This is a genomic window from Faecalibacterium sp. Marseille-Q4896, from assembly GCF_017377615.1.
Taxonomy (GTDB): domain Bacteria; phylum Bacillota; class Clostridia; order Oscillospirales; family Ruminococcaceae; genus Faecalibacterium; species Faecalibacterium taiwanense.
This window is the reverse complement of record NZ_JAFREG010000003.1, coordinates 241,412-265,359: the sequence shown is the minus strand read 5'-3', so window position 1 is coordinate 265,359 and position 23,948 is coordinate 241,412. Positions and strand designations below refer to the sequence as shown.

General features: G+C 57.4%; 20 protein-coding genes and 2 tRNA genes. 18 read left to right on the top strand and 4 right to left on the bottom strand.

The genetic code is table 11. The annotated features are described in order from the left end of the window. Positions 1-99 precede the first annotated feature (99 nt). The 15 genes from J3348_RS07475 to J3348_RS07405 all read left to right on the top strand — a co-directional run bounded on the left by J3348_RS07475 (position 100) and on the right by J3348_RS07405 (position 18,216). Complete coding sequence (locus J3348_RS07475) at positions 100-906, top strand: IMP cyclohydrolase (protein ID WP_097775216.1); 807 nt, start codon at positions 100-102, stop codon at positions 904-906. Between the two features lie 29 nt (positions 907-935). Beyond that, complete coding sequence (locus J3348_RS07470) at positions 936-2,117, top strand: phosphoribosylaminoimidazolecarboxamide formyltransferase (RefSeq protein ID WP_207698674.1); 1,182 nt, start codon at positions 936-938, stop codon at positions 2,115-2,117. A 146-nt stretch (positions 2,118-2,263) separates the two neighbouring features. Beyond that, the gene (gene purD, locus J3348_RS07465; RefSeq protein ID WP_207698673.1) at positions 2,264-3,568 is read left to right on the top strand and encodes a phosphoribosylamine--glycine ligase; all 1,305 of its coding nucleotides are present in this window, start codon (positions 2,264-2,266) and stop codon (positions 3,566-3,568) included. Between the two features lie 202 nt (positions 3,569-3,770). After that, entirely contained in the window at positions 3,771-7,463 is a 3,693-nt protein-coding gene (locus tag J3348_RS07460) for a phosphoribosylformylglycinamidine synthase (protein WP_207698672.1), read from the top strand. Between the two features lie 140 nt (positions 7,464-7,603). Further along, positions 7,604-9,049: an adenylosuccinate lyase gene (gene purB / locus J3348_RS07455; protein ID WP_097775220.1), complete on the top strand. Its 1,446-nt coding sequence runs from the start codon at positions 7,604-7,606 to the stop codon at positions 9,047-9,049. Between the two features lie 373 nt (positions 9,050-9,422). Further along, the gene (locus tag J3348_RS07450) at positions 9,423-10,124 is read left to right on the top strand and encodes a pseudouridine synthase (RefSeq protein ID WP_207698671.1); all 702 of its coding nucleotides are present in this window, start codon (positions 9,423-9,425) and stop codon (positions 10,122-10,124) included. A gap of 264 nt (positions 10,125-10,388) precedes the next feature. Beyond that, entirely contained in the window at positions 10,389-11,474 is a 1,086-nt protein-coding gene (locus J3348_RS07445; protein ID WP_005944450.1) for a helix-turn-helix domain-containing protein, read from the top strand. A 108-nt stretch (positions 11,475-11,582) separates the two neighbouring features. Continuing rightward, positions 11,583-12,350: a cell division ATP-binding protein FtsE gene (gene ftsE / locus J3348_RS07440; RefSeq protein ID WP_097781588.1), complete on the top strand. Its 768-nt coding sequence runs from the start codon at positions 11,583-11,585 to the stop codon at positions 12,348-12,350. After that, positions 12,347-13,255 (top strand): permease-like cell division protein FtsX, encoded by a 909-nt coding sequence (locus tag J3348_RS07435; RefSeq protein ID WP_005944448.1) that lies wholly within the window; start codon positions 12,347-12,349, stop codon positions 13,253-13,255. Before ftsE ends, J3348_RS07435 begins: the two co-directional genes overlap by 4 nt. 16 nt (positions 13,256-13,271) lie before the next feature. Further along, positions 13,272-14,588 carry a M23 family metallopeptidase gene (locus J3348_RS07430; protein WP_097781589.1) on the top strand — a complete coding sequence of 439 codons (1,317 nt, stop codon included), beginning with the start codon at positions 13,272-13,274 and terminating at the stop codon, positions 14,586-14,588. A gap of 150 nt (positions 14,589-14,738) precedes the next feature. Next, on the top strand, positions 14,739-16,100 hold the full coding sequence (locus J3348_RS07425; protein WP_207698670.1) for a S41 family peptidase: 1,362 nt from the start codon (positions 14,739-14,741) through the stop codon (positions 16,098-16,100). Positions 16,101-16,319: 219 nt separating this feature from the next. Beyond that, entirely contained in the window at positions 16,320-17,174 is an 855-nt protein-coding gene (rsmA, locus tag J3348_RS07420; RefSeq protein ID WP_207698669.1) for a 16S rRNA (adenine(1518)-N(6)/adenine(1519)-N(6))-dimethyltransferase RsmA, read from the top strand. 324 nt (positions 17,175-17,498) lie between these two features. Then, positions 17,499-17,573: transfer RNA gene (locus tag J3348_RS07415), tRNA-Thr, on the top strand. Positions 17,574-17,727: 154 nt separating this feature from the next. Next, positions 17,728-17,812 (top strand) — tRNA-Tyr (locus tag J3348_RS07410). A 152-nt stretch (positions 17,813-17,964) separates the two neighbouring features. Then, a complete protein-coding gene (locus tag J3348_RS07405) occupies positions 17,965-18,216 on the top strand; it encodes a DUF6061 family protein (protein WP_097839680.1) in 252 nt (83 codons plus the stop codon). Between the two features lie 99 nt (positions 18,217-18,315). Here J3348_RS07405 and J3348_RS07400 read toward each other — a convergent pair whose 3' ends face one another. From J3348_RS07400 to J3348_RS07385, 4 genes are all read right to left on the bottom strand, one after another. After that, positions 18,316-18,492, bottom strand: coding sequence for a hypothetical protein (locus J3348_RS07400; protein WP_223387700.1), 177 nt, complete (start codon positions 18,490-18,492; stop codon positions 18,316-18,318). 17 nt (positions 18,493-18,509) lie between these two features. Continuing rightward, positions 18,510-19,775, bottom strand: coding sequence for a plasmid recombination protein (locus J3348_RS07395; protein ID WP_207698668.1), 1,266 nt, complete (start codon positions 19,773-19,775; stop codon positions 18,510-18,512). A gap of 364 nt (positions 19,776-20,139) precedes the next feature. Beyond that, entirely contained in the window at positions 20,140-21,456 is a 1,317-nt protein-coding gene (locus tag J3348_RS07390; RefSeq protein ID WP_207698667.1) for a phage/plasmid primase, P4 family, read from the bottom strand. Positions 21,457-21,529: 73 nt separating this feature from the next. Further along, complete coding sequence (locus J3348_RS07385; RefSeq protein ID WP_207698666.1) at positions 21,530-22,138, bottom strand: CHC2 zinc finger domain-containing protein; 609 nt, start codon at positions 22,136-22,138, stop codon at positions 21,530-21,532. Between the two features lie 249 nt (positions 22,139-22,387). On the opposite strand from J3348_RS07385, the gene J3348_RS07380 reads away from it, so the two are divergent. The 3 genes from J3348_RS07380 (at position 22,388) to J3348_RS14225 (ending at position 23,868) form a co-directional block, all read left to right on the top strand. Further along, complete coding sequence (locus J3348_RS07380) at positions 22,388-23,218, top strand: helix-turn-helix transcriptional regulator (RefSeq protein WP_207698665.1); 831 nt, start codon at positions 22,388-22,390, stop codon at positions 23,216-23,218. Continuing rightward, positions 23,202-23,570: a sigma factor gene (locus J3348_RS14230; RefSeq protein WP_242702914.1), complete on the top strand. Its 369-nt coding sequence runs from the start codon at positions 23,202-23,204 to the stop codon at positions 23,568-23,570. Before J3348_RS07380 ends, J3348_RS14230 begins: the two co-directional genes overlap by 17 nt. A gap of 76 nt (positions 23,571-23,646) precedes the next feature. Beyond that, positions 23,647-23,868 carry a sigma factor-like helix-turn-helix DNA-binding protein gene (locus J3348_RS14225; protein ID WP_242702913.1) on the top strand — a complete coding sequence of 74 codons (222 nt, stop codon included), beginning with the start codon at positions 23,647-23,649 and terminating at the stop codon, positions 23,866-23,868. Positions 23,869-23,948: the final 80 nt, after the last annotated feature.

Below are 23,948 nucleotides of genomic sequence, written 5' to 3'. Positions count from 1 at the left end.
ACGGCGTGCCACCTCCCTCAAGGAGGGAGGCAAGGCTCCCTCTCCGAGGGGGCTGTCGCCGCAGGCGACTGGGGGAGTTCCGTAATAGGAGAATTTGACATGGAAAAGATCAACCTGAACGAGTATCTGGCATCCAACGAGTACCCCGGCCGCGGCATTGCTGTGGCAATGGCTCCGGATGGCCGCCAGATGTTCATTGGCTACTTTATCATGGGCCGCAGCGAGAACAGCCGCAACCGCGTGTTCGACCCCGTGCCCGAGCGCGGCGGCATCTGCACCATCGCAGCGGACCCCGCAAAACTGGAGGACCCCAGCCTCATTATTTACAATCCGGTGCTGACGCTGGGCAAGACCCATATCGTGACCAACGGCGACCAGACCGATACCATTTATGACCTGATGAGTCAGGGCAAGAGCTTTGCCGATGCCCTGCGCACCCGCACCTTTGAGCCGGACGGCCCCAACTACACCCCCCGCATCTCCGCTGTGGTGTACGCCGACGGCAGCTATCAGATGAGCATTCTCAAGTCTGCGGACGGCAATGGCGACAGCGTGCAGCGCTATTTCTTTGATTACCCGCAACCCGTTGCAGGCGAGGGCCATTTCATCAGCACCTACAAACACAACGGAAATCCCATCCCCAGCTTTGAGGGTGAGCCGCTGCGCTTTGCCTGCCCCCGCACCATCGGCGATTTTGCACAGGGTCTGTGGAGCAGCCTGAACCCGGACAACAAGGTGAGCCTGTTTGCCCGGGTCATTGATCTGGACTCCGGCGAGACCGGCGACATGATCTTTAACAAGTACGATGCCGTGTGCAGCGATCTGGACGACCCCGAAGAGCCGGAGCTGCTGCCTGAGGAGCTGGAACTGCTCAAAAAGCTTGACGCAGAGGAAAAACAGGACTAAAACAATAGAGAAATAAGGAGGATGCACCAATGAACGAACTGGCACTGAAGTACGGCTGCAACCCCAACCAGAAGCCCAGCCGCATTTATATGGAAGATGGCTCTGACCTGCCGGTCACTGTGCTGAACGGCAAGCCCGGCTACATCAATTTTCTGGACGCGTTCAACTCCATCCAGCTGGTCAAGGAGCTGAAAGCTGCCTGTGGTCTGCCCGCAGCAGCTTCCTTCAAGCACGTTTCCCCGGCAGGCGCAGCGCTGGGCCTGCCGCTCACCGATGTGGAACGCAAGATGTACCACATTGCCCCGGATATGGAGCTGTCGCCGCTGGCAAATGCCTATGCCCGTGCACGCGGTGCGGACCGCATGTCCTCCTTTGGCGACTGGATCGCCCTTTCGGACATCTGCGATGTGCCCACCGCAAAGCTGATCCAGCACGAGGTGTCCGACGGCATCATCGCCCCGGGCTACGAGCCGGAGGCACTGGCTATCCTGTCCGGCAAGAAAAAGGGCAACTACAATGTGGTCGCCATCGACCCGGCCTACAAGCCCGCTCCCATCGAGCACAAGCAGGTGTACGGCATCACCTTTGAGCAGGGCCGCAACGAGCTGGTCATCAACGCCGACACCATGCTGAACAACTGGGTCACTGAGAACAAGGATGTGACCGAAGAGCAGAAGCGTGATCTGGTCATTGCACTTATCACCCTGAAGTATACTCAGTCCAACAGCGTGTGCTACACCTACCACGGCCAGACCATCGGCGTGGGCGCAGGCCAGCAGAGCCGCATCCACTGCACCCGTCTGGCAGGCCAGAAGGCCGACAACTGGCAGCTGCGCCACATGGATAAGGTGCTCAACCTGCCCTTCCGCGACGATGTGGCAAAGCCCAACCGCGACAACGCCATTGATGTTTACATCGGCGATACGCCCGAGGATGTGATTGGCGACGATGTGTGGGCCGAGACCTTTACCGAGCAGCCCGCCCCGCTGACCGCTGAGGAAAAGAAGGAATATCTGAGCAAAGTGACCGGCGTGTGCCTTGGCTCGGATGCTTTCTTCCCCTTCGGCGACAACATCGAGCGTGCCCGCCGCTCCGGCGTGACCGCCATCGTGCAGCCCGGCGGCTCCATCCGCGACCAGCAGGTCATTGACACCTGCAACAAGTACGGCATCGCAATGGCCTTCTGCGGCCTGCGGCTGTTCCATCACTGATAGTACGGCACAGCGGAAGCTTCCTCCTCGGACACGAATCGGGCCATTCCATCGCCCGCCCTGCGGCCTGCGGCGGCAGGGTCCAACCCCAGCGGACGGTCCTCGGAGAAACTTCCGCCGTGCCGATGCATAGAGAAGGTGCAATTATGAAGAAAAAAATTCTGGTTGTCGGCGGCGGTGGCCGCGAGCACGCCATCATCAAGGCACTGAAAAAGAGCCCTGACTGCGGCGAGATCTGGTGCGCACCCGGCAACGGCGGCATCAGCTATGACGCAAAGTGCAAAAACATCAAGTCTACCGATGTGGACACCATGGTGGGCTTTGCCGTAGAAGAAAAGTTCGATTACGTTGTGGTGGCGCAGGACGACCCGCTGGCTCTGGGCATGGTGGATGCGCTGGCAGCAGTGGGCATCCCGGCCTTTGGCCCGGATAAGGCCGCTGCCCGCATCGAGGCCTCCAAGGTGTTCTCCAAGGACCTGATGAAGAAATACGGCATCCCCACCGCAAAGTACGAGACCTTTGACGACCCCGCCAAGGTCATGGAGTACATCAAGGCCGAGGGCAAGTACCCGGTGGTCATCAAGGCCGACGGTCTGGCACTGGGCAAGGGCGTGCTGATCTGCGAAAACGAGCAGCAGGCTGCGGACGGCGTGAAGGAGATCATGCTGGATAAGAAATTCGGCGCATCCGGCAACCATGTGGTGGTGGAGGAATTCCTCACCGGCCCCGAGGTCAGTGTGCTGAGCTTTACGGACGGCAAGGTGGTCAAGCCCATGGTGTCCAGCATGGACCACAAGCGTGCCAACGACCACGACACCGGCCTGAACACCGGCGGCATGGGCACCATTGCTCCCAACCCCTACTACACCCCGGAAGTGGCCGCTGAGTGCATGGAGAAAATTTTCCTGCCCACCATCAAGGCCATGAACGCCGAGGGCTGCCCCTTCAAGGGCTGCCTCTACTTCGGCCTGATGCTCACTCCGGACGGCCCGAAGGTCATCGAGTACAACTGCCGCTTTGGTGACCCGGAAACGCAGGTGGTGCTGCCCCTGCTGGAAGGCGACCTGCTGCACATCATGCAGGCCTGCACCAACGGCACGCTGGAAAACGAGGAGGTCAAGTTCTCGGACGGTGCTGCCGCCTGCGTCATTCTGGCTTCCGGCGGCTACCCGGTGGCTTACGAGAAGGGCAAGCCCATCACAGGCCTTGTGGACGGCCAGCTGCCCGGCGAGGAGAATGTGACGGTCTACCACTCCGGCACCGCCATCACCGAGGACGGCGCCCTTGTCACGGCCGGCGGCCGTGTGCTGGGTGTCACCGCCACCGGCCCGCGGCTGACCAATGCGCTGAGCCATGCCTATGAGGCGGCAGAGAAGATCAGCTTTGAAAAGCTGCACAAGCGCAGCGATATCGGCCTGCGAGCCCTGAAGGCACTGGCAGAGAAGCAGTAAGAAAGAAAACCCTCTCAGTCGCCTGGCGGCGACAGCTCCCCCGAAGGGGGAGCTTTATGCGGGAAAATGGGCAAGCCGATGCTTTCCATCGAACGCGGTACTTTCCGCCAGCAGAAAAAGCTCCCCCTTTCGGGGGAGCTGGCACGGCGTAAGCCGTGACTGAGAGGGTCGGTTCAAAGAATACAAAGGGGGAACCTACCCAATGGTCTATCGTATTTATGTGGAAAAAAAGCCCGGCTTTGATGTGGAAGCCACCGGCCTGAAAAATGAGCTCACCAGCCTGCTGGGCATCCAGTCGCTTACCGGTCTGCGTCTGCTGAACCGCTACGATGTGGAAGGCATCGACGAAGAACTGTTCAACCAGTGTGCAAACACCGTGTTCAGTGAGCCGCCGGTGGATAACACCTATGCCGAGCTGCCCGCCAGCGACGGCGTGTCCTTTGCAGTGGAGTATCTGCCCGGCCAGTTCGACCAGCGCGCAGACTCTGCTGCCGAGTGCATCCAGCTCATCAGTCAGGGCGAGCGCCCGCTGGTGCGCTCTGCCCGCGTCTATCTGCTGGAAGGCACCCTGACTGACGAGCAGGTGGCCGAGATCAAGAAATACGTCATCAACCCGGTGGAGGCCCGCGAGGCTTCGCTGGACACCAAGCAGACCCTGAAAATGGAGTACCCCGTGCCCGCCCCGGTCAAGGTGCTGGAGGGCTTCAACCAGCTGGACGAAGAGCAGCTGAAAAAGTTCATTGCGGACAACGGTCTTGCCATGGATCTTGGCGATATCGAGTTCTGCCAGAAGTATTTCCGCTCGGAGCACCGCGACCCCACCATCACCGAGATCAAGATGATCGACACCTACTGGTCCGATCACTGCCGCCACACCACCTTCGGCACCATTCTGGACGATGTGCAGATCGACGATGCCGTGGTGCAGAAGGCCTTTGACCGCTACATGGCCATGCGCGCCGATCTGGGCCGCGAGAACAAGCCCCGCTGCATGATGGATCTTGCCACCATCGGCGCCAAGGAGCTGAAGAAGCAGGGCATCCTGAAAAATCTGGACGAGTCCGACGAGATCAACGCCTGCACCGTCAAGATCAAGTGCGATGTGAACGGTAAGGATGAGGACTGGCTGTTCCTGTTCAAGAACGAGACCCACAATCACCCCACCGAGATCGAGCCCTTCGGCGGTGCAGCTACCTGCATCGGCGGTGCCATCCGTGACCCGCTGTCCGGCCGCAGCTACGTCTATCAGGCCATGCGCGTTACCGGCGCAGGCGACCCGCTCAAGCCGGTCAGTGAGACGTTGCCCGGCAAGCTGCCCCAGCGCAAGCTGGTGACCACTGCTGCCGCAGGCTATTCCTCCTACGGCAACCAGATCGGCCTTGCTACCGGTCAGGTGGACGAGATCTATCATCCCGGCTATGTGGCAAAGCGCATGGAGATCGGTGCCGTTGTAGGCGCTACCCCCGCTTCCCACGTCCGCCGCGAGTGCCCCGCCCCCGGCGATGTCATCGTTCTGCTGGGCGGCCGCACCGGCCGTGATGGTGTGGGCGGTGCTACCGGCTCCTCCAAGGCCCACAAGCTGGACAGCCTTGAGCACTGCGGTGCCGAGGTGCAGAAGGGCAATGCTCCCATCGAGCGCAAGCTGCAGCGCCTGTTCCGCCGCGAGGATGCCTGCAGGATGATCAAGCGCTGCAACGACTTTGGTGCAGGCGGTGTGTCCGTTGCCATCGGTGAGCTGGCCGACGGCCTGTACATCGACCTGAACAAGGTCACCAAGAAGTACGAGGGTCTGGACGGCACCGAGCTGGCCATCAGCGAGAGCCAGGAGCGCATGGCTGTGGCGCTGGCCCCCGAGGACGTGGACAAGTTCATTGCTCTCGCCAACGAAGAGAACCTTGAGGCTACTCCGGTGGCAAAGGTGACGGCTGAGCCCCGCCTGAACATGGTGTGGAACGGCATGTCCATCGTGAACATCAGCCGCGAGTTCCTGAACTCCAACGGTGCCGAGAAGCACCAGAAGGTCCATGTGGAAAAGGCCACGGTCTGGCAGCCCCAGTGGGAGGGCCTGACCTTCAGCCAGAAGATGAAGAACATGGTGGGCGATTTGAACATCTGCAGCAAGAAGGGCCTGTCTGAGCGGTTCGACTCCACCATTGGTGCCGCCACCGTGCTCATGCCCTTTGGCGGTGCCTATCAGCTGACCCCGCAGAACGCCATGGTGGCAAAGCTGCCGGTGGACGGCGAGACCAGCACCTGCTCCGGCATGGCATGGGGCTTCAACCCCTTCCTGATGAGCGCAGACCAGTACAAGGGCGCTCAGATGGCTGTCATCGAGAGCGTTACCAAGCTGGTGGCCTCCGGCTTCCGCTATGAGGATGCTTACCTCACCTTCCAGGAATATTTCGAGCGTCTGGGCACCGCCCCGGAGCGCTGGGGCAAGCCGCTGGCCGCTCTGCTGGGTGCACTGGATGCTCAGATGGGTCTGGGCATTGCATCCATCGGCGGCAAGGACAGCATGTCCGGCTCCTTTGAAAAGCTGGATGTACCTCCCACGCTGGTCTCCTTTGCCACTGCCATCGGCAAGGCAAACAAGGTGGTGTCCACCGAGTTCAAGAAGCCGGAGAGCACGGTGGTGCTGGTACGGCCTATCATCGACCCCGAGACCGGCTGCCCCAACTTCTTCTCCCTGAAGGCCAACTACAAGATCGTGGAGGACATGATCGAAGAGGGCATGGTGGCATCCGCCTGCTCTGTGGGCTACGGCGGCATTGCCGAGGCTCTGTTCAAGATGGGCCTTGGCAACCACATTGGCTTCAAGATGCGTGCGGATAAGACCACCCATGAGATGTTCCAGCCCATGTATGGCTCCATCGTTCTGGAAATGGTGTCCGATTCGCCCGCCGGTGAGATCCTGGGCGAGACCACCAAGGAATACGTCTTTGAAGCCTGCGGCGAAAAGCTGGATATGGCCCAGCTGCAGGAGATCTGGGAAGGCAAGCTGGAGCCGGTGTACCCCTACCGCAAGGCAGGCCCCACCGTGGAAAAGATCAACGGCAAGTTGACCGCACCCGCCGCACCCAAGATCGGTGTGGCAAAGCCCAAGGTCATCATTCCGGTGTTCCCGGGCACCAACTGCGAGTACGACACCGCCAAGGCCTTTGCCCGCGCCGGTGCCGACCCGGAGATTTTGGTCATCCGCAACCTGACCCCCGCCGACGTGGCCGAGAGCTGCAAGGCACTGGTCAAGGCCATCGATAACAGCCAGATCGTCATGCTGCCCGGCGGCTTCTCCGGCGGCGATGAGCCGGACGGCAGCGCAAAGTTCATTGCATCCTTCTTCCGCAACCCGGAAGTCACCGAGGCGGTGCGCCGTCTGCTGCAGCAGCGCGACGGCCTGATGCTGGGCATCTGCAACGGCTTCCAGGCCCTCATCAAGCTGGGTCTGGTCCCCTACGGCGATATCCGCCCCATCACCGCTTACGATCCCACCCTGACCTTCAACACCATCGGCCGCCACCAGAGCATGCTGGTGCGCACCCGCATTGCATCCACCGGCAGCCCGTGGCTGTCCAAGTGCGAGGTGGGCGAACAGTTCACCGTTGCCATCAGCCACGGCGAGGGCCGCTTCGTGGCTCCGCAGGAGGTGCTGGACACCCTCATGAAGAATGGCCAGATCGCCACCCAGTATGTGGACATCGAGGGCGATCCCACCATGGATCAGCGCTATAACCCCAACGGCTCTGTGCTGGCAATCGAAGGCATCACTAGCCCGGATGGTCGTGTGTTCGGCAAGATGGGCCACTCGGAGCGCAGCGGCGAATACCTGTACAAGAACGTTACCGGTGACAAATATCAGCCGATCTTTGAGGGCGGCGTGGACTATTTCAAGATTTGATGGTAGAATAGAGAAAAACTCCTTCCGTCATCGCTGGTGCGATGCCACCTCCCTCGGAAAGGGAGGCTGAAAGGCCCCCTCCCCGAGGGGGCTGTCGCCGGAAGGCGACTGGGGGAGTCACTTTCAGGAGGAAACAATCAATGTCTCAGCATGATCGTTATATCAGCCCCTTTTCCACCCGCTATTCCTCGGACGAGATGCAGTATATCTTCTCGGACGATAACAAGTTCCGCACATGGCGCCGCCTGTGGGTGGCGCTGGCCCGGGCCGAAATGGAGCAGGGCCTGACCAACATCACCCCCGATATGGTGGCTGAGCTGGAAGCCCATGTGGACGATATCAACTATGAAGTGGCCATCGAGCGCGAAAAGCTGGTGCGCCACGACGTGATGAGCCATGTGTACGCCTACGGCCAGCAGTGCCCCAAGGCGGCCGGCATCATCCATCTGGGTGCCACCAGCTGCTATGTGGGCGACAACACCGACATCATCGTGATGCGTCAGGGTCTGGAACTGGTGCGCAAAAAGCTAATCGGTGTGTTGGCAAAGCTGGGCCGCTTCGCCGAGGAATACAAGGACATGCCCTGCATGGCCTACACTCACTGCCAGCCCGCTCAGCCCACCACCGTGGGCAAGCGCGCCACCCTGTGGGCCAACGAGCTGGTGATGGACCTGCAGGAGATCGACCACCGTCTTGCTGTTCTGCAGCTGCGCGGTGTCAAGGGTACCACCGGCACGCAGGCTTCCTTTATGGAGCTGTTCAAGGGCGATGCCGATAAGATCCGCGCCGTGGATGCTTCCATCGCCAAGGAGATGGGCTTTGCGCCCGAAGCGGTCATCCCCGTGTCCGGCCAGACCTACAGCCGCAAGGTGGATGCCTTCATCCTGAACGCCCTTGCCGGCATTGGCCAGAGCTGCATGAAGTTTGCCACCGACCTGCGTCTGCTGGCTAACTTCAAGGAGATGGAAGAGCCGTTTGAAAAGAACCAGATCGGTTCCTCCGCCATGCCTTACAAGCGCAACCCCATGCGCTGCGAGCGTATCTGCGCACTGAGCCGCTACCTGATGGTAGATGTGCTGAACCCCAGCTTCACCACCGGCACCCAGTGGTTTGAGCGCACGCTGGACGACAGCGCCAACAAGCGTGTCGCCATGGCTGAGGGCTTCCTTGCCACCGACGCTATCCTGAACATCATGCTCAACGTCACCGACGGCATCGTGGTGTATCCCAAGGTGGTGCGCAGCCGTCTGATGGCAGAGCTGCCCTTCATGGCCAGCGAGAACATCATGATGCAGGCTGTGGAAAAGGGCGGCAACCGTCAGGAGCTGCACGAGCGTCTGCGCCAGCACGCCATCGCCGCCGGCAAGCAGGTCAAGGAAGAGGGCCTGCCCAACGATATGGTGGACCGTATTGCTGCCGACCCTGCCTTTGGCCTGACCCGCGAGGAGATCGTGGCGGGCCTTGTGCCGGAGAACTTTGTGGGCCGTGCACCGCAGCAGGTGGAGGAGTTCATCGCCAATGTGCTCAAGCCCATCTTCGATGCTAACCCCGACGCCGTGGAGCAGCACGCATCTTTGAGTGTTTGATTTTAAATGCTCTCCGCTTACGCTCTGAGCATAAACAGCGGAAGTTACAGTTTGTTTTGCAAGAAGGAGAAGCCTGCGGGCTTCTCCTTCTTGCTTTTTCACGAAAAGGGCCGGAAAGAAAAACTCCTTCAGCTGCACTTCGTGCGTCAGCCGTTCCCCTTTTTGTCACCTTTCGGTGACATCTTCCCCCGACCGGGGGAAGTCTTTCTCAAAGAGGGAGCCTCTGACGAAGAGGAAGAGTTTACCGTACGGCCAAAGCCTCCCTAATAAAGGAAGGTGGCATTGCGCAGCGATGACGGAAGGAGTTCTCTTGCGCAAATCATTTTATCATGTTACACTAAAACTCCAAACCTATGTAAAAGGAGAACCGCGTATGCGATTGGATAAATACTTAGCCGAGACGGCCCAGTGCACCCGCAGCGAAGCTAAGGCGCTGCTTTCCAAAGGGCGGGTGCAGGTGAACGGTACTGTCTGCAAAAAAGGGGACACCCAGCTCAGGGAAACCGATACGGTGGCCGTGGACGGCAAAGCCCTGAATTATCGGCAGTTCGTGTACATCATGCTCAACAAGCCCGAGGGCGTGGTGAGCGCTTCCACCGACAAGCGTGACACCACCGTGGTCGATCTGGTGGGGGATGCCTATCCCCGGCGGCAGCTGTTCCCGGCGGGAAGGCTGGACAAGACCAGCACCGGCTTTGTGCTGCTGACCGATGACGGCACCTTTGCCCACGACATCCTTGCTCCAAAGCGCCACGTCTCCAAGACCTACACCGTGGTGTTGGACACGCCGCTGACCGAGCAGATGCGCACCGGCTTTGCGGCGGGCGTGACCCTTGCCGACGGCACCGCACTTTCGCCTGCGGAGGTCACGGCCCTTTCTGCCGATGGCTGCACTGTGCGGGTGGTGCTCAAGCAGGGCGTATACCACCAGATCAAGCGGATGTTCGGCGTGTATGGCGCAGGCGTGAACGGCCTGCACCGGGATGCCATCGGCGGCCTTGCACTCGACCCGGCCCTTGCACCGGGCCAGTGGCGGGAGCTTTCTGCCGAAGAAGTGTCAAAAATTTCCAGCTGACAGGGTCGGCTTTTCACCCGAATTTCAAAAAAGCAACACATTTTTCCGGTAGAATAGGGGGCAGAACCACGCAAAAAGGCACTTTTTTGGTTCAGAATGGCCCCTGAAGATAATATTCACAAGAAAAAACTATCTTTTTTGTTGAAATATGTTGCAAAAGTAAATTCTTTTGTGTAAAATATAAAATGTAATGCAGCTAAATTGTTAAAAATCACGACCGGCTGCCGCTGCGGTTTGCACAAACGAGGAAAAGGGGTATCCATTATGGCCAATAGAGTATTTCAAAGCGTGATCTACCAGATGAAAGACGCGATCAACCGGGTGGTCGGCGTGGTGGATGAGACCGGCGCTGTTATTTCCTGCTCGGAACTGAACCTGATCGGCGAGGTGCGCGAGGGTTTCATGGCGGAGCGTCTGACCGCGGGCGACCGCTTTGTGCGCGATGGCTACACCTATCAGCAGTTCTCCAGCGCCAAGCATAATGATTATGCAGTATTCGTGGAAGGCGTGGACGAGACGGCTGGTCAGTTTGCCGCCATGCTGTCCATCAGCCTGCAGAGCATCAAGCAGTACCACGACGAAAAGTTTGATAAGTCCAACTTTATCAAGAATGTGGTGCTGGATAACATCCTGCCCGGCGATATCTATGCCAAGGCCCGTGAGCTGCACTTTGCCACCGATGTTTCCCGCGTGGTGTTCATCGTGCGTGTTACCAGCGGCGGCGATATCTCCGCCTACGATGTGGTCAGCAGCCTGTTCCCCGACAAGCAGAAAGACTTTGTGTTCAATATCAGCGAGACGGATACCGTGCTGGTCAAGGAGATCCGCAAGGGCATCGACCGCACCGATATGGAAAAGCTGGCTGCCAGCATCGTGGATACCCTGTCCGGCGAGCATTACATCAAGGCTGTGGTGGGCATCGGCACCCCCATCTCCAACGTGAAGGATCTGGCTACCTCCTTTAAGGAAGCACAGATCGCCATGGAAGTGAGCAAGGTGTTCGACACCGAAAAGCAGATCATCCGCTACGATAATCTGGGCATTGCACGCCTGATCTATCAGCTGCCCACCACCGTGTGCGAGATGTTCCTGCGCGAGGTGTTCAAGCAGGGCAGCATCGAAAGCCTGGATCAGGAGACCCTGTTCACCATCCAGCGCTTCTTCGAGAATAACCTGAATGTGTCTGAAACCAGCCGCGGCCTGTTTGTGCACCGCAACACGCTGGTGTATCGTCTGGAAAAGATCAAAAAGCTGACTGGCCTGGATCTGCGTGAGTTCGACGATGCTATCGTCTTTAAGGTAGCACTGATGGTCAAGAAGTACCTGTCCAACAATCCGGCCAAATACTAATAAGCTGCAGGCTCTGCCTGCAGTGCAGAACCGGCCGCTCGAAACCGATGCTGGCCGGTTCTTTTTGCTGTGAAAACAGATTTTAATGTCAGGAGCTAATATTACCCTATGATCGATTTAGAACACGTTTCCAAGGAATATAAACGGGGCGGACCGCTGGCACTGGACGATATCAACCTCCATGTGGACGACGGCGAGTTCGTGTTCCTGCTGGGCCATTCCGGCGCAGGCAAATCCACCCTGCTCAAGCTGCTGCTGCGCGAAGAGCTGCCCAGTGAGGGCAAGGTGACCGTGCTGGGCAAGGATGTTGCCAGCCTGCACCGCCATCAGGTGCCGTATCTGCGCCGTCAGATGGGCATTATCTTTCAGGATTTCCGGCTGATCCCCACCATGACTGTGTACGAAAACATCGCCTTTGCCATGCATGTGACCAACGTCAAGCGCCGGGAGATCAGCGACCGTGTGGAGTACATGCTGGAGCTGGTGCATCTGGAGGATAAGGCCAAGGCCTATCCGGACACCCTTTCCGGCGGTGAACAGCAGCGCGTGGCTGTGGCCCGCGCCCTTGCCCACGGCCCCAAGCTGGTCATTGCGGACGAGCCCACCGGCAACATCGACCCGGAATTGAGCCTGGAAATGATGGAGCTGCTGGAGCGGGTGAGCGAAACGGGCATCACCGTGGTGGTCGTTACCCATGAGCACGAGCTGGTGCGCCAGTTCCACCAGCGCGTCGTCACCCTGAAAAAGGGCCGCATCATTTCGGATGTGCCTGCCGACAAGGAAGCCATCCGCGCACGCGCAGAGCGCAAAGAACGCCTGTTCGAGACCGAGCTGGAACCTGCTGACACTGCAGAAAAGGAGGCGGCCACCGTATGATGAGACCTTCTACCTTCTTTTTTCTGGTCCGGCGCGGTATCCGCAATCTGGGCAAGCACTGGGCCATGACCTTTGTGTGCATCCTGTCCCTCAGTGTCTGTATGACCCTGAACACCTTTGCAAGTCTTGCCGAGGTGAACGTGGACAGCATGGTGAACTATCTGGGCAGCCAGAACGAGACCGTGGTCTATCTGGACCCGGAGTGTGATGATGCCACTGCGCAGGCCGTGGGCGAAAAGCTGGCGGCAATGCCCGGCGTGACCAATGTGCAGTTCGTCTCCAAGCAGGACGTGCTGAACACCTACCGCAATTACATGGAAGATTACTCCTCCCTGTGGGATGAGTTTGAAAATGACAACCCCTTCAAGGCCAACTACCGCGTTTCCATCGCGGATCTGAGCCAGATGGAGAGCATGAGCAAGCAGATGCAGGCCATTCAGGGCGTGTACAGCGTTACCGCCCCGGTGGAAATGACCAACGTCTTTGTGCAGGTGCAGCGCTCTGTTACCAAAGTGGGCCGCGGCATCGTGCTGGTGCTGATGGTCGTCAGCATCATCACGGTGGGCAGCACCATCCGCCTGAGCGTGTTTGCGCGCCGCCGCGAAATTGAGATCATGAAGTACGTGGGTGCCACCAACGGCTTGGTCACTCTGCCCTTCGTTGTGGAAGGTCTGGCCATGGGCCTGATCTCCGGCGTGCTCACTGCAGCAATCAGTTTGGGCGGCTACTCCTACATGGTGCAGGCCTCCGACGGTCTGGGCGGCGTGTGGGAAATGATCATGGGTCAGGCACTGGTGCCGGTGAGCGCCGTCTGGTCCACTATCATCCCGTACAGCCTCATCGGCGGTGCCGTTGTGGGTGGTCTGGGCAGTATGTTCTCCATCCGCAAGCACCTGAACGTGTGATCGAAAGGAGCCGCACATGAAAAAAGCACTTCATGCAAAGCCCTTCCGCCTGCAGATGCCCGGCCATACGCCGCGCCATGCACGGCCGGAGCCTGCCCGCAGCAAGCTGCTGCGCGGCGTGAGTCTGTGCCTGGCGGCGGTATGTCTTGCGGCAAGCGTCAGCTTCCAGCCGGCTACGGCAGCCACCAGCATGGCCAGCCTGCAGAACAAGCTGAACAGCCTTTCCAAATCCATCGACCAGCACAAGAAGGAGCTTTCGGACGCAAAGAAAAAGGAAGCTGCTGCAAAAGCGCTGGAAAGTGAGCTGAAGGAGCGCGTGGGGGTCATTCAGGATCAGATCAGCGTGCTGAGCACCCAGATCGCTGCTGTGCAGAACAACATTGGCCAGACCGAGCAGAAAATCACCGCCAAGGAAGGCGAGATCACCCAGAAGCAGGCCGAGATCGACAGCCAGTGGGGCGATTTTAAAAAGCACATGGCTGCCATGCAGGAGCTGCGCGACGGCGGCAGCGTGGCCATGCTGAGCGCAGTGAACGACCTGTATGAGCTGCTCACCTTCAACGAGGTCATGCAGGATATCTCCATCAAAGATACCGAGATCATGGACAACATGAAGGCGGCCAAGTCCGAACTGGAAGCGGACAAGGTGGAGCTGGAGGCCCAGCGCAAGGAACTGCAGAGCCAGAAGGCGGAGCTGGATACCCAGAACTACCAGATGAAGGCAAAGCAGAGCGAGCTGAACAGCAGCATTTCTGCGGCGCAGCTTTCTGCACAGGATGCCCAGAAGGCCCAGCAGACGGCACAGGCCGCTATTGAATCGGACGAGCTGAACTATGAGGCCGTCAAGAAAGAGATCCAGAAGCTGATCGCGGCCGCTGCATCCAGCAAGCCGCAGCTGAGCTTTACCGGCTTTGCCTGCCCGCTGAAGAGCTATACCCGCGTTTCTAGCGAGTACGGCTGGCGTAAGAATCCGGTGTCCGGCGTCAACAGGCTGCATGCCGGCATCGATCTGGCTGCGCCGGGCGGTACCCCCATCTACGCAGCCGCCAGTGGCTATGTGCAGGTGGCAGGCTGGTCCAGCGGCGGCTATGGCAACTACGTCATCATCTATCACGGCAGCATGTCGGACGGCAATGCCTACAGCACCCTGTACGGCCACATGAGGTCGGTCGCCACCAGCGCAGGCAAGTATGTCAAGCAGGGCGAGTTGATCGGCTACGTTGGCTCTACCGGCAACTCTACCGGCAACCACCTGCATCTGGAGGTCTGGAAGGGCGGCAAAAAGGCCAATGCGGTCAATCCGCGCGGTTATATCCCGTTCCCGCACAACTGAGTGTGTTTATAAGGAGTCTGGTATTCTATGAACGAACAAAAACACAAGCGCTGGCTGCGTATCGGCTGCCTTGTTCTGGCAGGCGTGTTTGCACTCTCGCTGCTGAGCAGTGTGATCATGATGCTGCTGTATTAACAGGGAGGGGCAAGCATGAACCGTAAAATCTCTGTGGGCATGGCTGTCACCATTGTGATCCTTGCCATGACCGTGACCTTTTCCATTACCATGCTCATTGCCATGCGTCTGTTTGACAGCACGGTGAGCAGCGTGAAGGAAAAGGAGAGCATGTACAACAAAGTGGCCGAGGTGGACCGCTATGTGCGCAGCAACGACTACTACACCATTGATGAAACGATGCTGTACGATCGCCTGACCGCAGGCTACCTGCTGGGTACCGGCGACAAGTACGCCCGTTACTACACCGCCAACGCCTACACCGAGCTGATGAACCAGCAGAGCGGCAAGGTGATGGGCATTGGCGTGGAGCTTGGCATGGACCAGACCGGCTATGCCAGAGTGACAAGGGTGTATGAGGACTCGCCTGCGCAGGAAGCCGGTATCGTGGTGGGCGATTACATCACTGCTATTGACGGCACCGATGTGAAGAGCCTTTCCGGGGTGGATGCCGTGCAGTCCCGCCTGCAGGGCGAAGCCGGCACCATCGTCAATGTTACATGGCTCGACAGCAAGGCTGCTTCCCGGACGACGGACCTGACCCACTCCGGCTACACCAGCACCACCGTGGACTACCAGATGCTGGACAGCGTGGGTTACATCAAGATCCGCCAGTTCGACGGCAGCACGCCCAGCGAGCTGGACTATGCCATCCGGTCTCTCACTACCAGCGGTGCCCAGAGCCTTGTGTTCGACCTGCGCGATAACGGCGGCGGCGTGTTGGATGATGCCATCAGCTGCATCGACCTGATCGCCCCGGAAGGCACTGTGGCCTATGCCGAGGATAAGAACGGAAACCGCACCATCATTGGCAGCAGCGACGATGAGAGCAAGGTGGAGCTGCCCATCGTCTGTCTGGTCAACGGCAACACCGCCAGCGCAGCAGAGCTGTTTGCTGCCAGCCTGCGCACCATGAACGGCGCACGTCTGGTGGGCACCACTACCATGGGCAAGGGAACCATCCAGAGCAGCCCGCAGCGCCTTTCGGATGGCAGCGCCGTGAGCATCACGGTGGCAAAGCTCATCTGCGGCGACGGCTCCTGCTTTGATGGCACCGGCCTGAGCGTGGATGTGGAGCGTGCCCTCAGTGCCGAAGAGACCACGAATTTCTACGATTATACCCCCGAGGATGACCCGCAGATCCAGCGTGCGGTCAGCGCAGCACAGCAGCTGAGCGGTACCACGACTCTGGGCGGTGTCAACGAAGCAGCTTCTTCGGCTGCTGCTTCCGAAGAAGCCGACAGCGCTGCCACTGAGCCGGAGAACACTTCCTCTGAGGAAACGGCTTCCTCCACCGAAGCAGAAGCCGGCGGCGAAGCAGCATCCAGCGCAGAATAAAGGGTAAAACCGGCAGAAATGCTGCATGGGCTTCTTTTTGTAAAAAGAGACCCGGTTTATTGCGGTGCTGTTTGCCGTACTGATCCCTTCTCGTGAAAATGCAACCCAGCCAGACCCGCAGGTCTGGCTGGGTTGCCATATTATAATAATATTTCCGCTGAATATGCCCAAAGCGACGCGGAGGGCATTCAAATCGTACTATGAAAAAGGATGGAATCTATGCCCGAACTGACCGACCTCTCGGTGATCCGCGCCCTGTGTGAAAAATACGATTTTGCACTCTCCAAGGGTTTTGGACAGAACTTTATCATCAACCCGGGTCTGCCGCCCAAGATCGTGGATGCCAGCGGCGTGGATAAGCGCTATGGTGTCATTGAGATCGGCCCCGGCATCGGTGTGCTGACCCGGGAACTGGCAAAGCGCGCCGCCAAGGTGGTGTCCATTGAAGTGGACGAACGCCTGCCGCCGCTGCTGGCCGAAACGATGGCCGGAGTGGACAATTTTAAACTGATATTACAGGATGTACTGAAAGTTGACCTGAAGGCTCTTATTGCGGAAGAGTTCCCCGGTATGCCGGTGGCTGTGTGCGCCAACCTGCCCTACTACATCACCAGTCCCATCGTCATGAAGCTGCTGGGCGACCGCCTGCCCATTGAAAGCCTGACCGTCATGGTACAGAAGGAAGCTGCCGACCGTCTGGCTGCTGCGCCCGGCACCCGTGCATCCAGCGCCATCAGCTGCGCGGTGAGCTACTATGCCACCTCCAAAATGATGTTCACCGCTGCGCCCGGCAGTTTTTACCCGGCCCCCAAGGTGACCAGCGCCGTGGTGCGCATGGAGATCCGTCCGCAGCCCGCTGTGCAGGTGGAGGACGAAGAAGGCTATTTTGCGCTGGTGCGTGCCGCCTTCGGACAGCGCCGCAAAACGGCTGCAAACGCCATTGCCAGCGGCCTGGGGATGCCCAAGGACGCGGTGACAGCCGCCATTGAAGCCGCCGGTTTTGATGCCCGCATCCGCCCGGAAGCCCTCACACTGGAGGATTTTGCAAAGATCCAGCAGGCCCTTGCCCGCTGAAGCAGCCCGCTGCTCAAAAAAGAATACAACAGACTTTGAACCCCACAGGAGCCGTCCGCGGTTCCTGTGGGGTTTTTATGATAATAGAATCGAATGGTTCGATTTTATTATCGATGTATTGCGTTGAAAATTCCTGGTATCAAAACGTGATACAACAGAAAAGAATGCTAAAAGCAGACGAAAGTATGAACTGATGGCAATGGCACCTCATTTGTTAAACGGTATAGTATACTGCTTGGGGAATGGGTTGTTTTTTTGCGCGCCAAGAAGATATTGACAAGCCGCGCGTTTTTTGGTATTCTATCAAAAGACCGCTTGGTCCATGCTGGTGTGGCGCAATGGCAGCGCAACTGATTTGTAATCAGTGGGTTGCAGGTTCAACTCCTGTCACCAGCTCCAAAAAGCCGCTCAGGAACGTTGATTTCTGGGCGGCTTTTGCTTTTGTGTTTTTGCTTTCGGCACAAAAATCCAAAAATTCCGCAAAAGATGTTGACAAACTACCATCCGGGTGGTAATATATACAGGCAATCCATGGACTGCAAAAACTGAATATGGGCGTGTTCCCGAGTGGCCAATGGGGACAGACTGTAAATCTGCTGCTTTCAGCTTCGGTGGTTCGAATCCACCCGCGCCCACCAAACAAGAAAAATCCGAACCTGTTTCCGATTGGAGAAGGGTTCGGATTTTTCGTTTTCTTTGGGTACAGCAATGAAGGCTCCCGTGGACGGCGCAAAACTCCGATACCTTGTCATAGACCGTAAGCCAATAACAAGATTTGGAGGGTATGATTATGAAGTACGATGAAAGAGCCTGCAAGTTTAACATGGATACCGGGTGTGTGGAGTTGACTCTCCAAGATGGGAGAAAAATTTCCATTGACTGCACCGGGGTTGAGGATGCTCTGGATGTTACCATGGAGCAGAGGTCAGAACTGGACTACCTCATCTACAATGACCCGCTGGGCTATGCGGACTTGATTTTGAATGGCGACCCAGAGGAATATTTGAAGAATGTAGCAGGGAGCCATGGGTTAGAAGATTAAGGACAAAAAATAAGAGTTGTGTCCAACTGGACACAACTCGGTGAGATACATCTATATAAGGCAGGGCGTTCCCTCTTTACTGGGAGCGTCCTGCTGTTTTTATGCGGCAACAGGCAAGGCTTGCAGAGCTTCCTGCTCTTTCAGCCATTCCTCATATTCACGCTGGCCTTCCTCACTGTTGAAAAACTCAACCATGGAGGGATAAAAGCAACGCGCAAGGGTCTTGATTGCTTCATCCGGGTAGCCGGATTTGTTCGACTTCTTCTTTTTGTTCAAATGGTATCCTCCGAAAATCAAAGTTCCATATCCTGCCCACGCTTGCGGTTTCGCTGCGGCACATTCATGGTGCGCTCCTGCTTGGGGGCAAGAATCTTTTCCAGAAAGCCGCGCACCAGTTCGGGCGCACGGTGGAGAGCATCCAGATAGGGTTTCACGTCGTACCACAGGTCGTGGTACTTGTTGCTCCAACGAACGGCCTCTTTCTTGGCGGTGGAAAGTTCTTCTTTCAAGCGGCGGTTCTCCACGTCCATCATATAGCCGTGGTCGGCTTGCTTTTTCAGTTTGGAGAATTCTTCTTCGGTCAGCGAATAGTTGCCGAGGAAGGTTCGCTTACCGATATAATCCAGATCGCGCGCGTGAATGAGGGCTTCTTTTGTGAGCGTGGCCTTTTTCTGAACAGCGGCAAGTTCCTTCTCCTTTTTGGAGAGAGCGGTGCTGGTTCGGGCAAGCGACTGTTCTTTCTGGTCGATTTGAGAAGTCAGGCTGTCCAGACGCTCCTGCTCCCGCTGGACTTTGAACTGGGTGACGGTCAGGTGTTCTTCGGTGCTACCGCGCTCACCGCGTTCTACGTCGGTGTACCCGGCGTTGCGCATATAGTGGAAGAAATCGTCTTGCAGGACGCTGTACGACTTCTTCAGGACTGGCTTGCCGTTCTTTTGCAGCACGGGCTTTCCGGCATCGTCCAGCAGGGGCTTGGATGCCCACTTCTTGCTCCGGCTGACCTGCATGACGGTCTCCTTGACTGTGCCGACCAATGCCTTGTCTTTGCAGCGTTTCGACCACAGGATTTGCTTTTCCACGACAGGCACATAGACCACATGGAGGTGGTAGTGGTAAACTTCCCGGCCTAATGCTTCGGTCATGGCACGGTTGGTCTCATCGGCGTGCATGACAGCCGAGAGGATATACTGCTCACCGCCCACGATTTGAACGGCTGCTTTGTAGGCATCCTCATAGAACTGCTTGGCGAACTCATAGCCGCCGTGGTTGTCAAAGTAGGCCGAGTTGACATCAAAGACAAGCTCACAGTAGTGGGTGGCATCCGGCTTCAGGCCGCGCGTGGAGATGGTTCCATCGGCTTCCAGTTGGGCGAACAGGTCGGTGTAGCTGGCGGTTGGCTTCTTGAAATGGACGTTCCATGCAGCGCGCTGGGGGATAATGTCGGGGTTTCGATAGCTATCCTTTTCGCGCTCGTTGTGCTGCTGGGTGTTGCCAACGGCCTTGTCCGAAACGGCGAGATTCCGGACACTGGTGCGGTCAACGCCATCGTTTCTTGCCAAAGGGCATCCCTCCTTTCAAGGTTCATCGAGAGGTGACGGGGAACGGAGATGCACTTCTGCGGAAGTGTAATAACCCACTATGACACTTTCATCCCTATGGTCTGCAAAGTGTAGTGGGCTCTCCGAGGGGGAACGTCTCCTGCGGGAGAGCTACGATCAAGTTCGCACAATGCGAACTTGATTGCTCCGTACGCATCTGAAAAAATTGCGTACGGACTTCAAATAACCCGTACGGTCTGTACGACGTACGAAAATCTAAAATAAAAACGATAACACGTTTTAATTTGTCTCGATTTGCCGTACAGGTGCGTACAAGTACAGACCGTACAGGTTGTACGAACTTCTTCCGTGAAAAATGCACTTTTTACGGGCAGGGGTGGACAAGCGGCTCGATGCCTACAAAGCCCCGCACCCTGCGGCCACCGGGCAGGTAGATGTTGTTGGTGGCTTCAAGGTTGTAGCGGCGGTCATTCTGGCGCAGTTCTGCGCTGAAACGGATCGCCGATACGCTGTGACAGGCGTTATCCTCGCACCACTGTTTATAAATGTCATAGAACTCCTTGGAGCTGATGGAGTAGTCCGCCTTAAAGCGGAAGTAACCCTCGGACTCCATGAAGTCGATGACATTGTTGCTGCTGCGTTTGATGGTGTCCACGTTGGCGGCGGCTCGTTCGCTGACCGTGAAGCGGAAATCGTTCTGCACCAGCCGGTGCAGTCCTTCCAGACACCACAGCAGGATGCCTTCCAACTCGGCGCACATCTTCTCCACAAGGAAGGGATCATCCGTGCGGTCGGCAGGCTTGTCTTTGGTGGTCAGGATGAGCTGACGGCGGAAGAAGCCATCCGAATGGTCGTACAGCGAGGTCAGCGCACCGTTGCCGAAACAGAGGAATCGGGCGTAAATATCCCGCTGGTAGCTCTGGACACCCTTGCGCTCCAAGTCCAGCTTGGCTTCGGCGGTGACGATGGTCTTGATATAGTTGGTCTTGGGCAGGGCGTTCATGTCCATATCATCGTCGATCATCAGCAGGCGGCGTTCCAGATCGGCGCGGGCAAAACGGTTATTCTCCACTTTCTGGACGCTGCCATTGCTGGCGGCATCTCCCATGAGCCGTTTCAGTACCAGCCCGATGCGAGACTTGCCCTCGCCGCCCTTGCCAACGATGAGCATCATCTTCTGTCCCTTGGTGCTGGGGATCAGGCAGTAGCCCAGATATTCCTGCAAGGTGGGGATGTCGGCATCGTCCAGCAGCTCGTGCAGAAAGGTCAGCCAGCGTTCCGGGTTGGCGGCTTTCGGGTCATACCTCACAGGCAGGCGGTTCTGGCAGAACAGGCGGCTCTCCTGAAAAGAGCCGTCCGGCAGATGGTACACGCCGTTCTGGAGATGGATGCAGTCCTGTTCGATGGGAAACGGGTCGGAAAAGGCCAGCAGCTTGATGGTCTCCAGAATGTTGGTGACCTTTTTGGACAGGCCGGAGGTGACATATTCCTCGATGTTCTCCAAGATGCGCTGCTTGATCTCGCTCTCGTCCTCCACCGGGCCGTCCAGCGTGTACAGCGTTCCGTTGACGCATTTCAGCGGCCACTGCTCCAGAAAGGCACGGCCAAACTGGACTTCATCGATCTTCTTGCCGTTGTACCAGTCCGGCCATAAGGGGTTGCGGGAAATGTTTTTCTTCATAGGGTAATTCTCCTTTAAAAAAGTAAAGTGGTGATTATCATAATGATAATCACCACTTTAGGTGAATGAATCGTCAGGCGCACTTTGCCAGAGCAAGGCGGTCGGTGCGCTCCTCCAGCATCAGCAGGTACGACCCGGACAGCAGCCGTGCAGCGGCATCGGCCTTCTGCTGGGGTGTTCCAAATGCAACGCAGTCCGTCAGGTGCTCGATGGTCTCGGTCGTGTGGAGGGCTTCTTCAAACCGTGGGTCATGCGGTTCCTCCGGGGTGGCAGGCTTGTAGCACTCCTGCCAGTCGTGCAACAGGTCGAGATAATCGGTCAGCACCCGCAGGCAGTAGGCGATGTCTGCCCACTGCTCGTCCGTCAGGCCACGCTTGGGCGGCGTAAGGGCGATGGCATTGGCGGGCGGCTTGTCCGGGTCAAGCCCGAAGTCGTGTATCAGCTTCTCGGCGGCTTGCCGGGGGTTCAGGTCGAACAGCTTGGCGGTGAGGTCGATGGCATCTCCATTGGCCCCGCAAGCGAAACAGTAATAGTAGGATTCGTTCAGCATCATACTGGGGTGGTTGTCGGAGTGGAACGGACAGCACACCATGCCATGGCGGTCGGGCTCCATGCCGTACATCTCTCCCACCTGCCGAACGGTGATGGCGGACTTGACAGTTTGATACAGGCTCAAGGGCATTCCTCCTTTGTTTCGTGCGTTGCACCAGAGTACCCCAAAGTGGGAACTCTGGTGTTTTTTGTTTCCTGCCTGAATATACGGGGAATTTTGCAGAAAGAGCAAAAAAGCGGCAAAACTGCAACGGAAAAAGAAAAAAGCCCTCACTGGTTGCAGGACTGCAACAGCAAGGGCGGAGAGGTAACCGTATATTGAACAAAACGGCAGAGCGTATTATAATGAGGAAAAAGATCAAAAAGGAGGGCCGACCACATGGCACAGGAATATCTGCCCGCACCATCCAACGTCCGTCTTGCGGACTTGATGAAAAAGCACAACATCAGCCAACCAGAGCTTGCCAAGGAAATCGGCTGCTCCAAGAGCACTATCAGCCGCTTTATCAGTGGTGCGAAAGGAACCCTGACTCATCAGCAAGTGCTGAAAATTGCAAGGCTGTTCAACGTGTCCACGGATTTTCTGCTGGGAGAAACCAACATCCCCGACCGCAAGAACTACGACATTGCCGAACTGGGCTTGTCCGTAGAAGCCGCAAAGAACCTCTACACGGGGCGCGTCAATGCAGAGGTAGTCAACCTGCTGCTGGAAAACGCCCGCTTTGCAGAGCTTACTTACCGCATAGCGCAGTATTTTGATGATACTTTTGCGTCTGGCATCGCAGCACAGAACGCCATGCTCACGACATTGAGCACCCTGCTGCGCACAAAGGTCAAGACCCCGGAAGCAGCCAAAGCCGCAAAGGACATCAGCCTTCGGAGAAAACCGGTGTACCAAGGCGACCTTGATGACATTGAGATGTACTTCATGGCGGCGGTCAAGGAAATCAAAAAGGGTATCGGGAGCCACTACGCTGAACAGGAAGCCATGAGCAAGAAAGTGGCAGAGAAGATGTTCACCGAATTGACCAAAGGGCAGGATGTGCAGCACCCAACGATTACGGCAGAGCAGTTGACGGATGCAATGTTGGACAGCGTTTCGGGTATGGAAGGAGCCACGCCGGAAGCACTGGAACAGCTGCGAAGCGGTCTGTTGGGAATCTTGCAGTCTGCCGCAGAGCAGGAAAACGCCCATGAAGCAGACGAATGAACGGCTTTGTGCGCTGGCACAGAAAGGGGACGCCACCGCACTGGACAGCCTGATCGACAACAACAAGTCCTTTATTGGCAAGGTGGCAAATGACCTTTTCCGCAGCATGAATCTGGCACAGTCCGGCCTGAACCTTGACACGGACGATTTGAAACAGGCAGGGAATATGGGCTTGTGGAAGGCCGTGCCGAAGTTCGATGCAGCGCGCGGCATGAAGTTCCTGACCTATGCGGCTCCTGCCATTCATAACGCCATGATGGACATGGTGCGGGATGCCTTTGCTGCTTTTGAGCAGCGGATGGTGACAGAGGACAAGGACGGTATTCTGCTACCAGCGTGTTTCGCTGGATGATGTTCTGCCGGGAGAGGAACAACTACGGCGCATCGAAGCCATAGCCGACCCCTACGCCATGCAGCCGCAGAGTATTATGGAAGAACAGGAATCGCGCCGGGAACTGTACGATGCTCTGAAACGGCTGAGCCAGCGGGAGCAGACCTATCTTCTGTACCGCTATGGCTTCACCGATGGCGAGGAGCATCCTCTGATCGGCACGGCGATATACTTTCACCTGACAAAAGGCCGCGCAAAAAAGACGGAGAAACAGGCCATGGATAACCTTTGGCTGGAACTGCCGTGGTGGTTTATCTGAATGAAAAGAAAAAATCGTGATTGTGCTACAAGCTTTATGGGGATTTATGTGCAACTATACGATTTTGAGAAATTTTGTAG

Bases quoted from the DNA above. Each gene is read 5' to 3' on its own strand.
- J3348_RS14225 (WP_242702913.1), top strand. From the start codon at position 23,647: ATGGAAGAACAGGAATCGCGCCGGGAACTGTACGATGCTCTGAAACGG.
- J3348_RS07430 (WP_097781589.1), top strand. From the start codon at position 13,272: ATGAAAAAAGCACTTCATGCAAAGCCCTTCCGCCTGCAGATGCCCGGC.
- J3348_RS07380 (WP_207698665.1), top strand. From the start codon at position 22,388: ATGGCACAGGAATATCTGCCCGCACCATCCAACGTCCGTCTTGCGGAC.
- J3348_RS07390 (WP_207698667.1), bottom strand. From the start codon at position 21,456: ATGAAGAAAAACATTTCCCGCAACCCCTTATGGCCGGACTGGTACAAC.
- J3348_RS07425 (WP_207698670.1), top strand. From the start codon at position 14,739: ATGAACCGTAAAATCTCTGTGGGCATGGCTGTCACCATTGTGATCCTT.
- J3348_RS07470 (WP_207698674.1), top strand. From the start codon at position 936: ATGAACGAACTGGCACTGAAGTACGGCTGCAACCCCAACCAGAAGCCC.
- purD (WP_207698673.1), top strand. From the start codon at position 2,264: ATGAAGAAAAAAATTCTGGTTGTCGGCGGCGGTGGCCGCGAGCACGCC.
- J3348_RS07435 (WP_005944448.1), top strand. From the start codon at position 12,347: ATGATGAGACCTTCTACCTTCTTTTTTCTGGTCCGGCGCGGTATCCGC.
- J3348_RS07445 (WP_005944450.1), top strand. From the start codon at position 10,389: ATGGCCAATAGAGTATTTCAAAGCGTGATCTACCAGATGAAAGACGCG.
- J3348_RS07405 (WP_097839680.1), top strand. From the start codon at position 17,965: ATGAAGTACGATGAAAGAGCCTGCAAGTTTAACATGGATACCGGGTGT.
- J3348_RS07460 (WP_207698672.1), top strand. From the start codon at position 3,771: ATGGTCTATCGTATTTATGTGGAAAAAAAGCCCGGCTTTGATGTGGAA.
- J3348_RS07450 (WP_207698671.1), top strand. From the start codon at position 9,423: ATGCGATTGGATAAATACTTAGCCGAGACGGCCCAGTGCACCCGCAGC.
- J3348_RS14230 (WP_242702914.1), top strand. From the start codon at position 23,202: ATGAAGCAGACGAATGAACGGCTTTGTGCGCTGGCACAGAAAGGGGAC.
- rsmA (WP_207698669.1), top strand. From the start codon at position 16,320: ATGCCCGAACTGACCGACCTCTCGGTGATCCGCGCCCTGTGTGAAAAA.
- J3348_RS07475 (WP_097775216.1), top strand. From the start codon at position 100: ATGGAAAAGATCAACCTGAACGAGTATCTGGCATCCAACGAGTACCCC.
- ftsE (WP_097781588.1), top strand. From the start codon at position 11,583: ATGATCGATTTAGAACACGTTTCCAAGGAATATAAACGGGGCGGACCG.
- purB (WP_097775220.1), top strand. From the start codon at position 7,604: ATGTCTCAGCATGATCGTTATATCAGCCCCTTTTCCACCCGCTATTCC.
- J3348_RS07385 (WP_207698666.1), bottom strand. From the start codon at position 22,138: ATGCCCTTGAGCCTGTATCAAACTGTCAAGTCCGCCATCACCGTTCGG.